This is a genomic window from Stanieria cyanosphaera PCC 7437, assembly GCF_000317575.1.
In the GTDB taxonomy this organism is placed as follows: domain Bacteria; phylum Cyanobacteriota; class Cyanobacteriia; order Cyanobacteriales; family Xenococcaceae; genus Stanieria; species Stanieria cyanosphaera.
In genome coordinates this window covers 80,662-94,209 of sequence record NC_019765.1, presented here as the reverse complement: position 1 = coordinate 94,209, position 13,548 = coordinate 80,662, and the positions used below count along the sequence as shown (strand labels likewise).

Annotated in this window: 14 protein-coding genes; 2 read left to right on the top strand and 12 right to left on the bottom strand. The window is 39.4% G+C overall.

Features of this window, described 5'->3' with window-relative positions; all coding sequences use genetic code 11:
• Positions 1–163: 163 nt before the first annotated feature.
• Positions 164–397 carry a hypothetical protein gene (locus STA7437_RS22525; protein WP_041620436.1) on the bottom strand — a complete coding sequence of 78 codons (234 nt, stop codon included), beginning with the start codon at positions 395–397 and terminating at the stop codon, positions 164–166.
• Between the two features lie 90 nt (positions 398–487).
• Between STA7437_RS22525 and STA7437_RS25175 the strand changes: the two genes are divergently transcribed.
• Positions 488–1,501, top strand: a complete 1,014-nt coding sequence (locus tag STA7437_RS25175; RefSeq protein ID WP_150109185.1) for a hypothetical protein — start codon at positions 488–490, stop codon at positions 1,499–1,501.
• A gap of 26 nt (positions 1,502–1,527) precedes the next feature.
• Here STA7437_RS25175 and STA7437_RS22515 read toward each other — a convergent pair whose 3' ends face one another.
• From STA7437_RS22515 to STA7437_RS22500, 4 genes are all read right to left on the bottom strand, one after another.
• On the bottom strand, positions 1,528–1,875 hold the full coding sequence (locus STA7437_RS22515; RefSeq protein WP_015211942.1) for a type II toxin-antitoxin system PemK/MazF family toxin: 348 nt from the start codon (positions 1,873–1,875) through the stop codon (positions 1,528–1,530).
• 4 nt (positions 1,876–1,879) lie between these two features.
• The gene (mazE, locus tag STA7437_RS22510) at positions 1,880–2,146 is read right to left on the bottom strand and encodes a type II toxin-antitoxin system MazE family antitoxin (RefSeq protein WP_015211941.1); all 267 of its coding nucleotides are present in this window, start codon (positions 2,144–2,146) and stop codon (positions 1,880–1,882) included.
• Positions 2,147–2,239: 93 nt separating this feature from the next.
• Positions 2,240–4,165 (bottom strand): DNA polymerase, encoded by a 1,926-nt coding sequence (locus STA7437_RS22505; RefSeq protein ID WP_015211940.1) that lies wholly within the window; start codon positions 4,163–4,165, stop codon positions 2,240–2,242.
• A gap of 338 nt (positions 4,166–4,503) precedes the next feature.
• The gene (locus tag STA7437_RS22500; protein WP_015211939.1) at positions 4,504–5,436 is read right to left on the bottom strand and encodes a DUF5895 domain-containing protein; all 933 of its coding nucleotides are present in this window, start codon (positions 5,434–5,436) and stop codon (positions 4,504–4,506) included.
• Positions 5,437–5,564: 128 nt separating this feature from the next.
• Between STA7437_RS22500 and STA7437_RS22495 the strand changes: the two genes are divergently transcribed.
• Positions 5,565–7,499, top strand: a complete 1,935-nt coding sequence (locus STA7437_RS22495) for a type IV secretory system conjugative DNA transfer family protein (protein WP_015211938.1) — start codon at positions 5,565–5,567, stop codon at positions 7,497–7,499.
• Between the two features lie 23 nt (positions 7,500–7,522).
• On the opposite strand, the gene STA7437_RS22490 is transcribed toward STA7437_RS22495, so the two are convergent.
• From STA7437_RS22490 to dnaX, 7 genes are all read right to left on the bottom strand, one after another.
• Positions 7,523–8,200: a LuxR C-terminal-related transcriptional regulator gene (locus STA7437_RS22490; protein WP_015211937.1), complete on the bottom strand. Its 678-nt coding sequence runs from the start codon at positions 8,198–8,200 to the stop codon at positions 7,523–7,525.
• 129 nt (positions 8,201–8,329) lie between these two features.
• On the bottom strand, positions 8,330–8,812 hold the full coding sequence (locus tag STA7437_RS22485; protein ID WP_015211936.1) for a helix-turn-helix domain-containing protein: 483 nt from the start codon (positions 8,810–8,812) through the stop codon (positions 8,330–8,332).
• Positions 8,813–9,118: 306 nt separating this feature from the next.
• Positions 9,119–9,754 carry a hypothetical protein gene (locus tag STA7437_RS22480; protein WP_015211935.1) on the bottom strand — a complete coding sequence of 212 codons (636 nt, stop codon included), beginning with the start codon at positions 9,752–9,754 and terminating at the stop codon, positions 9,119–9,121.
• A 93-nt stretch (positions 9,755–9,847) separates the two neighbouring features.
• On the bottom strand, positions 9,848–10,516 hold the full coding sequence (locus tag STA7437_RS22475; RefSeq protein ID WP_015211934.1) for a hypothetical protein: 669 nt from the start codon (positions 10,514–10,516) through the stop codon (positions 9,848–9,850).
• Positions 10,513–10,983 carry a hypothetical protein gene (locus STA7437_RS22470; RefSeq protein ID WP_015211933.1) on the bottom strand — a complete coding sequence of 157 codons (471 nt, stop codon included), beginning with the start codon at positions 10,981–10,983 and terminating at the stop codon, positions 10,513–10,515. Before STA7437_RS22470 ends, STA7437_RS22475 begins: the two co-directional genes overlap by 4 nt.
• Positions 10,984–11,166: 183 nt before the next feature.
• Positions 11,167–12,132: a DNA polymerase III subunit delta gene (gene holA / locus STA7437_RS22465; protein WP_015211932.1), complete on the bottom strand. Its 966-nt coding sequence runs from the start codon at positions 12,130–12,132 to the stop codon at positions 11,167–11,169.
• Positions 12,129–13,514: a DNA polymerase III subunit gamma/tau gene (dnaX, locus tag STA7437_RS22460; protein WP_015211931.1), complete on the bottom strand. Its 1,386-nt coding sequence runs from the start codon at positions 13,512–13,514 to the stop codon at positions 12,129–12,131. The genes holA and dnaX overlap by 4 nt, the downstream gene beginning before the upstream one ends.
• Between the last annotated feature and the right edge of the window lie 34 nt (positions 13,515–13,548).

The window sequence follows — 13,548 nt, the reverse complement described above, 5'->3', positions numbered from 1 at the left end:
AAGCACCTTTAAATAGAGTAAAAATTACACATTACTGGCAGTGCAAGATAACTGAAAGTTTTGCAGGTATTTAATCTTGCTAAAGTAAGGCTGAATTTGTAATCGATAATGGCTTGATTTTTCTTTGAAAATTGAGTTTAGTACAATAATTGAGCCACTAATTTTAAGCTGAAACATCAATTTTTACCAATCCTCTACCAACTTTTTCTAGAAAATCGGAAACGCTCTTGCAGCCTAACTCTTCAATAACTGGCTGTAATCCTTCCCATCCTTCTTCAGTAACAGATACACTTCTTCTTTTTTTAGACGAATCAAAAGTTTTTGGTCTACCGCCACGGTAGTTTAAGTTCGCCAAACTATTGGGATGCTTGCCATGAGAATAGTTGTTATCTGTCATTTCAGGATTACAAACTGCCTTACTATCACACCTAATATTATCTATCAAAAACTGAAAGTGAGCTTTATTTTCTCATTATATACATATATAATGAGGATAATTAGGATTGAGCGATCGCTTTACATGGTTAATAGCCAAAGCGTGCGATTGCCTCTGGCAGCGGGCTTCGCTCAATCGCTATTTATGCTTAAGAAGATGGTTGACTTGATAAAACCAGAAAAAACTCAAATTGAAGAGGACACGGGTGCGGAGGTTGCCTTCGCACCTCGAGATGTCCGTATAGTCAGTGATGAAGAATTAAGTTTTGAAGAAGAACGAGACAGATTGAGGCTGGAGAGGCAGGTAGAACGAGCATTTTATCAAGCGGGAATTGCACTAAAAGAATTAAGAGATCGTCGTTTGTATCGTTCTACTCACGAGACGTTTGAAAAATATTGCCAAGACAGGTTTGGAATGCAACGGCGTCATCCTTATCGTTTAATTGATGCTGCTGCTGTTGTAGATAATATTCTGCAAATGTGTCCGATTCGGACACAAAATGGCTCGGATACATCTGACGCTAATAAAACCTTAGAAATAATACCTACTTCAGAATGGCAAATTAGGTCTTTAACGAAGCTCGAACCTCGCCAACAGAGAGAAATATGGGCTAGAGCAATAGAGTTAGCTGGTAATAAAGTACCATCGGGTAAAATTGTATCCGAGCTTGTGTCCGAAATCAAACCGAAAAAAGATAAGGTGTCCAAGAAATTAACGGTAGGACAGAAAGTAATTGTTTCTAGGACACATCCTCTATTTCCAGAGCGATCTGGCAGAATTAAACAGATACCGAATAAAAAGGATGCAATTGTGGAACTTAGTAATGGTAAAACTGAGTCGATCTCTCAAGAATATTTAGAAATGGAATTAGACTCGTCAATTAAAGAACTTCCGCCAGAGGGATTAGCATATACACCAGGGCTAGGCATTGAATATAACGTGCGACTATCTCAAGAGACTTGGGAAAAACTAAATAAGTATGCCCAACTCGTGGGTACGGCAACGTTAGATGGAGCGATTCAAAGGTTATTAGACGAAGTTTATGAAAGTTCTGATGTTCGGTAAATTAATGCCATAGCCTTCCCTTTTGCCTAGAGCGCGAAAATTATCTTAATAGCTTCCTGAAGCGGTTTCAAATATTGCTGTTCCAGAATTCCTTGGCGATTTTGGATGCGGGAAACATCAACTGCTCTCATCTGTTTGAGGTTGATATGTCGTTCTTTATCTAATCCGTTACTCTTGCTAGGTTTGACATTGACTGCAAAAGGCCAATTTTTATGTCCTGGAAGAATAGGAGCAATAATAATTGTCTTCGACCCCTGGTTAACAATGTCGGCTTGGATAATAACGCATGGTCTTTTTTTTTGAGTTTCAGCACCCCTTGTCGGCTCGAGATCGATCCATCTTATTTCCAATTGCCGATAAACAGGAGAACTCATCAACTTATAACTCGATTGGACAAGCTGCGGAAACCGCAGTGTCCCTCTCGTTCAATCCATCAGACAATGTTACATCCCAATTCATTAGCTCTTCTTGATAAGCAAGGTCAGAAGCTTCTTCTTGATTGGCTCTCATTATCTGTTTTGCCAATACTCGTTGTTTTTCTTCTTTAAGCAGCTTATTGATATAAGCACTACGATTATTCCCCGCTGAAGCTTCTAAAAAGGCGTAGGCATCATCATCTAGAGTAATAGTTGCACGATGGGTCATAATAGTAACCTCCTTAATCATATATTAAATCATACTATTTAGTACGATTTAAAAGGGAAATGCCTAACGACATTATTGAATTAAGTTTTAAATTTAGCGATCGCCCCAACTATCTAAAACCTTGACCTCAACTTCAACAGGAATCGGAGCGAGAATCGGTTTGGCGGCACGAATAGCACAATCGGACAAACACCTCGCTACTCTATCGGCTAAAGAGCGAGGCACTTCCAGGACAATTTCATCGTGTACCACCAGAATCAACTTAACCTGGGGGACTTTTGCCAGTAAAGTAGAATCCAATAGAGCGATCGCCCGTTTGATAATAGTGGCATTTGTACCCTGAATGGGATGATTGAGAAGTTCGTTGAGAGTCGGTCTAGTGCGCTTGCTCCAGACTCTACGCCTACCGTCGAGACTGTAACTGATTCTAGTACCTGCTTGCCATTCCCGTCGAATTCGCTGATGATAAGCAGCAACTCCTTCATACAGTAAAAAAAACTTCTGACGAAATTGACTGGCTTGAAATTTAGATAAATAGATGTCGTGCTTTTTAGCAGTAGTCAGACAAAACTTTGCCACTCCCATGCCATAAATTAAGCCAAAATTGACAATTTTACCTAATTTACGTTCCTCATCAACAATGTTTTCAATTAGCTTATCGAATAAAAATGAAGCAGTTAACCGATGCAAGTCTTCTCCGTGGCGATAGGCTGCAATCATACGGCGATCGCCACTAGCTTTAGCCATCAATCGCAGTTCGATCTGACTGTAATCGGCTTTAATGATGACATTGCCAGGAGCAGCAGTAAAACATCTTCTAGTAAAGATATCGCGAGGAATATTGGTTAGATTGGGTTCTCGACAGCTAAATCTCCCCGACCTTGCTCCCATTTGCCACCAATGACCTTGAATCCTCTCCGTTACTGGATGGATAAATTGAGGTAAACCCACACTGAAAGTATTAATTTTAGTTGTCAGACTGCGATATTCAAGCAACCATCTAATGACGGGATAATCTTGAGCTAAAGGAATTAACTCCCTAACACTAGTCGATTTCACATCAATTCCCAATCGGTTAAATGCAGCTACTACTTGCTTGGGGGAAGAGAGATTAACTCGGATACCCAACTCAGCTAGTAAAGTGTCAGTCGAGCAATTGCGAGTTACCAGATGTGCCTGCAATTTTTCTTCTAACCGAGCTTGTTGTTGCAGTAAATCCTGTTTGAGTAACTGCCACTTATCTAAATCTAACCTAACACCATTGAGTTCCATCTGTGCCACTGCTCTAAGACAGTTAAACTCAGTTTGAGCCGTAGCGGTGAGTTTGGCTTTGCTTAGGTGGCGGGTCAGTTGTCGATGCAGGGGCAATAAAACAGCAGCATCATTGGCAGCATACTGTAACTGTTCCTTGCCGAGACTGCGACTAAAATCGCTAGTCTGAGCGGATTTATTAAGCTTTACTCGCAATAGCTTTTGAACTAACGTTTCTAGGGTATTACTTCTTTTGAGTCCCGCAGTCAAAACTTTGTATTCTAGATAGGTATCGAAATAAGGAGGTTCGAGATTAAACCCCGTACTCTTCAGCATCATTAAATCGAACTTTAAGTTATGTCCGATTTTGAGACAGTTGCTAGCTAAAAGTTGTTTGAGGGGAGTCAACCCAGTTTGGTCGATGGCAGCTAAATCGATTACCAAAACAGGATGCTTCAAGACAGCAATTTGTACCAAACGGACTTTACTGGTATGGGGGTCTAAGCCAGTGGTTTCAGTATCGATGCCAAATTTTTCGATTGTATCAATTAAAGGGTCGAGTAATTTTCTAAGTTGTTCGACATTGGTAACTAAATGATATTTAGCATTAATAGATTTAACTCGTGCGGGTTGTTTTAACCGATATCGTTTGAGTAAAATCTCGGTTTCTTTCGAGCTATAAAAAGCATCAGCACTGTCTTTTTTATCGTGCGAGCGATATTTACAGATAATCTTGTTAGCAGCGATCGCTATTGGTTGACTATTCATTTAAATTAATATTCATGACAATTGGGGAAATAAGCTAGTTAAATTAAATGATTAGTTTTGACGAGGAGATTGGGTAGATAAAGCAATTGGATAAGACTTAATTGAGTTGTAATCTTTAGATAATCAATCAAGTATTAATCAGACATGAAAACTACAGACAAGAAAAACATCCCCCGACCCGAGCGAAAACTAGCTATTTTTGCTAATTGGTTCAGAGTGGGGATAATTGGATTACTGGCTCTACCTTCTCTGTTTCAACTAATAACTGGAATCATTTGGCAAATCTGGTCTTAATTACTAATACGAGAAAAATATTTTCTTGGTTGGGATAACAATTTTTAGTCGTCGAAATCATCATTGAGGTAATCATCCTCATCTAACTCAAAATCGTCTTCGTCCTCTATCTGTTCGATCTTGCGAGTTTTAGGATTGCTAGCAGGAGGTAATATTTCAACAGAAGCGTCTTCATCACCAGCAGCTAACAGTTTATCGCTAGATTCAAATCCAGTAATGGTTTCATGTATCTGCCAGACTTGCTGTTTGCGTTCGGGTTTACCCAAGAAGAGAAGGGAAAAATTACTAATAGTTGGTTCGACAATTCGATCGGTTTTACAACAGAAAGATTTGTTGCTACCTTTGCCTTCTTTAACTGCTTTAAACTTGGTGTAAAGTACCCCTAAAGAACGCCATTTATCGTTTTTATTGCTATAAGGTTGATTGGTATATTGGGCAAAGACTTTTTCTAGTTTGCGATAATGTTCTTCTTTGGCTGATTTAAACGACCATAAAGCGACATTTTTAAAGGTAACGACAATAGGAATTTCGTGTAGGGGTTGATTGTTTTTGTCGAGAAACATCATGGCATGCTTGGAGCAAACATCCTGAGTCTTCTTATTGAGTTTAGAACGATATTCTTCATAAAGAGCGACTAAAGTACCAGCCTTTTCACCCAGGTTATCTTCATCGTTTTTCCAACGCACGTATTCGGGAGTGGTTGCTAATACCAATAAACGAACTCGATCTAATAGTAACCCCGTTACTGGTTCGGTTAAATCGACTGTAGTTAAGTCGAGCTCTTTTTGATACCAATTAGCTCTTTCTAACTGGTCTTCTGGAATTAAAATTCCCGCAGGGCGGTCGTTGATGACAATGCCATAGGGTAGAGAAGGAGGACGAGCTTCATTGTATTGAGTATCTAGTAATTCTTCATCAATTTCTAACTCAGAATCAATTGCAGCTTTTTTACTTTTGTTGGTTTTAGATTCAACCATTTTTTTGTTAAAAATTAGCCTAAAATTACCAAACTAAAAAGGCGATAGCCTGCTTTAAGAATTATTTGAAGACCAGATATTTGGTGAATGCATGGTGTAGGGAACCTAGCCTTTTTAAAAAGATAGAAATGAATGATATTAATCAGCAGAATATAATTATAGCTACTACTAAAACGGCAACTACTTCTAATAGTTTTGATGAAGTTTTAACTGGATTAAATAATTCAGATACTCTGACAATGTTGGGTATTTTGGCTGGCTTATTAGTTGTATCTCTATTTTTAGGAAAGAAAACCAATAAGATAACTAGCGGTAGGTTTGCCAACAATGGTGACAAGCTACAGGCGACTAAGAAAGCTATTAAGCAGATAGAAAGCGTCAAACAAGGTCAATGTCAACCCTGTACTCTTTGGAGTGGTACTCCTAATTATTGGTTCAAAGGAAAGTTAAGGGGAATCGGTGCGAGTTGGCAGACAATCTTGGGTGCTTCTCCGACTGTTTGGTTTCCCCATGCCGAACGGGGTATTTTAGTAATTGGCGCACCTGGTTCTGGTAAAACTTTTTCAGTAATCGATCGCGTCATCGAAAGTGCCTATCAACAGGGATTGCCCGTCACGATCTATGATAAAAAGGGCGACCAGATGGAGCTACACGCAGCTTTAGCTACTCGCTACGGTTATAGCGTTCGGGTATTTGCTCCAGGGGAACCCTACAGTGGAGTAATCAATCCTCTCGACTTTATGGACAGTCCCCAAGATGCAACTATGGCAGGGGAAATCGGACAGATAATTATCCAAAATTCACCTGGGGTTAAAAATAGCAAAGGAGACTCATTTTTTCAGCTCAATGGGGCAATGCTAGCCAAAGGATTGCTACAGCTAGCTAAATCGAGTAAATATCCAGACTTAGCTATGGTTTATGCTCTAGCTCGCCTGCCTCAATTTATTCAGAGATTAGAATATGCGGTATATCGAGAAGACGAACATCGCTTAGATCCATGGATTGCTTCTACCTTCGCTACATTTCTATCGAGCAAGGATGCGGAAAAAACGGTAGCGGGTATTAAAGCTACTGCCGAGACTACCTACAGTGCTTTTATCCAGAAAGATTTGCTGCGAGCTTTTATTGGCAGGAGTACCATTCCCCTCAAACAGAAGAGAAAGCAGCTAACGATATTCAAACTGGATGATAAACGCAGGTCGATCCTCGCACCTTTATTAGCTACTAACATTCACCTGTGTATAGTTGAAAACTTATCAGAAAAAAGAGATTGTCCCTATGTCTACTCCCTCGATGAATTTCCCTCAATTTACTTAGACCGCACGGTAAACTACGTTAACGAATATCGCAGTAACGGGGGAGTACCGATAATCGGCATTCAAAGTCTCAATCAACTCTATGAAACCTACGGAAATCAAAAAGGAAAAGCGATCGCTTCCGCCCTCTCAACTCACGTATTATTTAATCCAGGGGATGTAGAAACTGCCGATAGTTATTCCAAGCGTTATGGAGAAACTGAAGTTTTAATTAAAAACCGTTCTACGGGAAGATCGATGGGCAGACATGGCTCTCGTTCGGTTAACTGGAGCGAACAAATCCATAAAAAACCCTTGATAACTGCCGATGAAATTCTCCGCTTCCCCGAAGGAAAATGTGTTATTACCTCTCCTGCCTATGGTAATGGCAGAGAAGCTTTATTTCCGAACCTGTTGAAAATACCTATTTCCAAGCAAGATAAACAGAGGGCAAAACAGTCAGAACAACTATGGGATAAATCTATTAAAGCTCAACTAATTGCGCGGTGCGAGCGACAGCAAGAAAAAATTGCTCACTCGAATACCGAGGAATTAGAAGTAACTGAAGAGCGAGATTGGATTACTAATGAGTTAAATAAAAGAATTGAAGCAGCAGCCAGGTTATTACCATTACCAGAAGAACTAACTGATTCATTGGCAGTAGCGGCACAACCTCAAACCCAGAAGTTAATCGAAGAATTGAATCAAGCGGGTAGAGCGATCGCTCTTTCTAGTCGTCGCAAGGCAAAATCAGTACAAAAGAGTTAAATTCGTGGAATTGAGGTCCCTAGTCACAGTGCATAAGCTAAACCCATACTCCAGCATTTAGCAATCACTTCCGATTTGCTTTTTGCGACTAACTTGTTTCTAATCGCATTTAAATGAGAGCGAACCGTATAGTAAGAAATTTCCAGTAGTTTGCTAATTTCAGTTTCATCTTTTCCCTGTAAAAGTAACTTGAGTACGTCTTTTTGTCTGGTTGTAAATTCTGCCAACAGATGAGTAATTTCTTCATTAGTTTCGTCAGTAACATACTTTAAACGACTAATTTGTTTTCTCAAATCGCTAACGATTCTGGCATCTAAATAAATACTATCTTCATTTTTTTGAGTAACTCGAATTGCTTCAATTAACTCATCAACTTCCATACCTTTAAGACAAAAGCCATTATAGCCATCTGCTATGAGGCAAATTAAATCTTGTTGATTGCTCAAAGTAGCTGAAAGAAATAGAATTTTTATTTCGGGAAGAACATTTTTAATTTGTTCTGCTAAAGTCAAACCTTTGCCATGATTCAAGTCCATCAAAATTAAGTCTGGTTTTAAGCTAAGTGCTTTTGATAGACCATCTTCATGATTAGTGGAAACATCAACGACTATTTCCGATTGAACTTTTTGATGGATTAATTCTGGCAAGCCTAAAGCAATAGCTGGGTCAGTTTCAATCAGAAGAACTTTTGTTTTCAACATGATTAATTCCGTATTTTATTTATTTACATCTATATAATTTTTAATTCATGGGACGCTTAATTTGGCTAGTTATTGTTAAAAATACTTACCTCGTTCTGGAACTCTTCATAATAGCTTTATCTAAAACCATTAAAGATTAAGTAAATCTAAAACCTCTATACCTCGATGTTTGACTAAAGTGCTAAAAAAACGACTGACTTCATCCTGGTTTTTACAACATATTAGTCTTTCTATTTTTCTTTCAAAGAAATAGTTGAAAGCTTGTTGAAAATATAGAGTATTCAGACAATTTTGGGGTTGAGTTGATTCAGAGATAGCTATTTCCGTCCAGCTATTTCGTTGACAATAATCTCTAGCTTTTTCTACTAAATTTCTCCTTTCTAAACTGTTTTCGGCACGAACATAAATCAAGGTAAACTTTGGATTTCGACTGCGGTAGAAAGAACTTTGTTTAAACTTTTCTATTTCTGCTAGGGAAAACTTGCGATTTTTTCCCTGTCTGAGGCAATTTATATGTCCTTGTTTGACCCATTTAATTAAGGTTTTATTACTAACCTCAAGAAGAGCGGCAGCTTTTCCAGAGTAGACGTATTTATCTTGTGGTAAATTCATTGTGGTGTTTAGCGTGGGCAATAGACGTTTCTGACGAGAAGCTCGTTCGACATAGCTTTATCGCTCGCCAAGTTACAATTCCTATCTAACTAGATCGAGTATTTGATAGCTGTGACATCGATCTAAATTGCTGTAAAAGAAAAATGCTTTTTTATATCTGCGAGTGAGAATACTCGTCTTGCCTTTAGGCGACGGGACGGGCGGTGTTAGCCTATGGAGATACCGCTGACGGGGATACGGCAATAGCTATGTCTAGTCAAGTATCGTCGAAGTAGGAAGCCTACACGGGTTTACCCTGTGGGTTTGTCACAACTTTATTTCTTCGATTTCATCGAAATTAGTTAAGTATTGGCAATATTTATCTACTTGCTGGGGAGGACTTTTTAAAGTATCTTCTGAAAGTAAGGATATTAGTTCTCGTTCGATGGTACGGTCATCTTTTTGATTCCAGCATAGTTTTTGAATATAACTATTATGTTGGGATGAAAAAGCACAAATAACCATCCATAAATCTTCGGGTTGATATTGAAGATGAAGATATCGGCAGGCTACCCAAAGCTTGACCCTGTCGCTCCAGTTGAGTTTGGCACTGCCAATTCTCCATTCATAAAGCCGAACTTTGGTCTTAACTACTCCAGCATTAATCGGAACTTCAAGCCAGTAATTGGCTTCATCTATTTTAAGTTGGGCTTTCCATCTACTGTCGAGATAAATTTTTTTACGCGACTCAAATATTCCAGGAATAAAACTTTCAAGCTGTTCGAGCCAAAGAGCAAGCTGAGGATTGAGTAAGGGTTTGATGTTTAAACCCATTCGCTTTTGTCTGACTAGTAATTGAAACTGCTGTTGTTGTATTGTTTGCTTTGAAGTTTGAAAGTTAGCTAGAGGAGAAGAATGTTGTCGATTGAGAGAAACTAGCTCTTTTAAAGTAATAACTGCCATTAATAGTTGTAAGTCTTGATTTTTTAGCTATAAATGGCGTTAGCTAAGAAATTGGAGTAAATACGAATTATTGCAACAAATAAATTTATTACTTTATTCTGTTTGAAGACTAGTTCTCATTTTCACCTCACTTTCTCCCGCTCTAACCATGATGGTACGCACGAGAGAACCAAAAATACGCCATCCCACCAAACTTAAGCTGGCATGGCGTGTCGACATCAATAAATCTTCCAGTCTTATTTGAACTAATCCATCGAAGAGTATGGCATTGGCTAAAACGGTATCCCTATCACCTGGTAATGGTGGAAGATACATTCTTTGAGTCGAAGTAAACTTAAGCATCTCCCCTAGAAGCTGCTTGGCATAAGGATTATCGACGGTAATTGGCTGTAGTCGTAGCAAGGTAGCGTACTGGCGGCGATTGGGTACGAGGTCGCAGGTAGAACTAGCAATGGCAAACTTCATACCTGTAATGCGCTCTCCCATAAAGTAAGCAGCATCAGAACTGATAATATCTCCTTGCAACAAGATAAAGGGGTCTTCTTCTGGAGAGATTAAACCTTTATCTATGAACACTTGATATTCTATGGGAGGTCGTACTAATGCACCATTGGTATTAAAAAGTTTTTGTCGTGCTTTAGTTTTACCGATTTTTTGAGCAAAAGATTGGATAATCGTGAGAGATTGAAGGTCATGGGAAAGGTTTTGAAGACTTATCTCTAATTCTTTTAAACTCTCTGGAGTTTTAGCTGCTGCATTCAATCGAATTTATCCTCCAAGATAGGAGTTGCATTGCTGAAAGGACGCTCGATTTGATTGGAATCGAGCATGACATCATCATCGTCATCAAAATCTGTATTTTCAGGCATCAAAGATTCAAAACTATCTCTGGTAGGGAGTTCTGGCAACTCTCCTAACATGGCAACCGCCTCGGCTAATACCTCCAGGTTTTCACGGTCGGGATGTTTTTGAGCAGCTTTAACGGCTACTGTAACCATTCTCAATCCACCACGAAGCCGATCTACATCACGTGCTAAACCATACATCTGTTGGAAATCGCGTTCTTCTATAATGCGGTATTGTCCTGTTTTTGTCGTCAGAGTAGCAACTGCACCATCTTTAATGGTCGATAATGCTTTTGCTCCTTCGGTGCGGAACTTTTCAAATGATTTCCAAGTTTGACCGAGGCGCAAGCTAAATAATCCAGGTTTACGGTTGGCTTGTAACATAATTTAAACCTCCTGATTCAATACTAACGAAAAACCAACGGGAAAACAACGCTCATTTGGATGGCTTACTAGAGGAGAAAGGAATTAGCGAAGAAGAACTGGTCGAGGAGTTTCGCCAGCTACGTCAACAGAAATAGTGAGGATGTCTCGTGCAGGAGTAGCGACTTGGACGAGCGATAGAGTTCACCTGTATTTATCTCGAGGTTGAAATCGTTCGCAAACCAGTAACAATTTTGACTGCAAGCAATCTGTTTTCATCCCCTGTTGACAAGCAATTTGTAGCTCGAACAAAAGAACCACAGTACGAGCCAGACTTGAGAGGGAACATTTAGCTACTTCCTGACGCAGATAGTAAACTCGATTGACATTTTCCACATTAGCCACCTTGGCAATGTCAGCATTAGTTTTAATTCCAGAAGCAATTGCCAATTTCGTCCACAACCAAGTCCTAAATTGAGTAATGAGAGTCGCAATAATCTTCAATTGAGGTTCGCCTTTAGCTAAAAGTTCTTCAGTCAGTTGGGCAACCAATAAAGCCTGTCCTGCTTTAATCGCAGCAGCCAACTGCAAGCTAGTTTGAGTATTAATTGGCACAAAATTAGCTACTTGAGATTTGTTTAATTTAGAATCGAGAGCGTAGATTCCTACCTTTTCTAACTCTTTACTCCTGCGTTCTGAATCATTGCCAATGGCATTAGCTAAATATCGAACAGCATCCTTGGTGAGCTTTAATCCAATGTCTTTGGCTTCAGTTTCTACAGCTTTGATGAGTAAATCCTCTCGCCAAGGTGGAATTAGTTTGTGTTCGACGACTTTTCCTCGTTCGAGCAGGAATTTAGCTACTTTCAGTCGCCGATCTATCGAGCTAGCAGTAAAGATTAAATCAGTAGATTCGGGTAATTTGGCAATGGATTGTAGCAGTTCTAAACCAGCGATTCCGAACTCTCTAAAGTTACAATTCTCAATCACTACTACTTTCTGACAGTCACCGAAACTGAAACTAACTGCATCCATAATCGCTTCTGACAATTGCTCGCAACCATAACGCTTGTAGTTGAGGGTTTGCCACTGTTGGGGAATTTGATGCTTGTACTTATTTATCTCCTGTTCGATACCGTGGCGGTCTTCTCCTACTAATATTAGTATCATTGCTGCTCCTCAATAATGACTTTAATAGGCTGCTGCTGCCTCAAACTGTGGGTTATGATACGAGAGAGGTGAGTAACGTTTTTCTGGAACTTAGCTACGTACTTGGATTCTACTGCTAGTACGGCAAAATTTAACTCTCGATCTAAGTCGATTAAACTGGCATGAGACAGCATTTTTTGGTTAGATAACTCGGTACTGTTAACGATCTTTGCCCACAATTGACCCAGATTGGCAGTCGATTTTTGGGTTTTGGTTCGGTGTTGTCGATTATTTAGAAGTGTTTGAGTTTCATTAATGCTGGTAGAGTCCATCATATTTAACAGACAAGTTTCCAACCAAACGGCATTGTTAATACTAAATCGAAGCTGCTGTTCTCTTTTTTGGAGTTGTTCGAGATTGCGCTCGATGTGATGCCAACTAATTTTGCTGGCTAATTGGTCCAGTTTACTATATTCGAGATTACTAGAAAGCAAGGATTTGCCATCTTTTTGAGTTGCTTTAACTAACAATAAATCTCGATGACAATTGAGTAAATCTTGGAGGATTAATTGGGGTGACTTTCCCATTTGGATGAGATTTCTGGCTATTAGTAGGACGTTGAGGACATCTTCTTTAACTAAGTTCGTCATCAATTTCCACATTTGTTGTGAACTAATGCCACCAACAGCTTCAATTACGTTGTCTAAGGTAATTTGTTGCCGTAACACTTGAAGTTGAGACAATAATTGTAGGGAATCTCTGAGACTACCCAAACCCGATTTTGAAATAGCAGCGATCGCTTCAGGAGTGAGATCGATTTCTTCAGTAGTAGCTATCTGACTTAAATAGTCTATTACAGCCGTTTGGGAGAGGGATTTAAAGTTAAATAGCTGACAGCGAGAAACGATTGTTGGCAAAATCTTATGCAGTTCTGTAGTGCATAAAATAAAAATGGTTCTCTCTGGAGGCTCTTCCAACAGCTTGAGTAAGGTATTTTGCGCTGCTGAGGTGAGCATTTGTGACTCATCCAAGATAAACACTTTGTAGCGAACTTGAGCGGGAGCGAGGTGACTTAACTCAATCAATTCTCTAGCATTGTCTACCCCATTATGGGATGCAGCATCAATTTCAGTGACATCAATAGCATTACTGCGTTCGATACTGCGACAAGAACTGCATTCTCCACAGGGTTTGATTGTAGGCTGTTCGACTGCCAAACAATTGAGGGATTTGGCTAAGATTCGGGCGGTAGAGGTTTTACCCGTTCCTCTTGGTCCTGAAAATAAATATGCTGGTGCGATTTTTTTGGCTGACAGGGCATTTTTGAGAGTGGTTTTAATAAACTCCTGTCCGATTAAGTCTTCTAGTTGTTGCGGTCTGTATTTAAGAGGGAGAGATTTCATTACTTTGTTATATGAAGTGAAACTAAATTTTGAG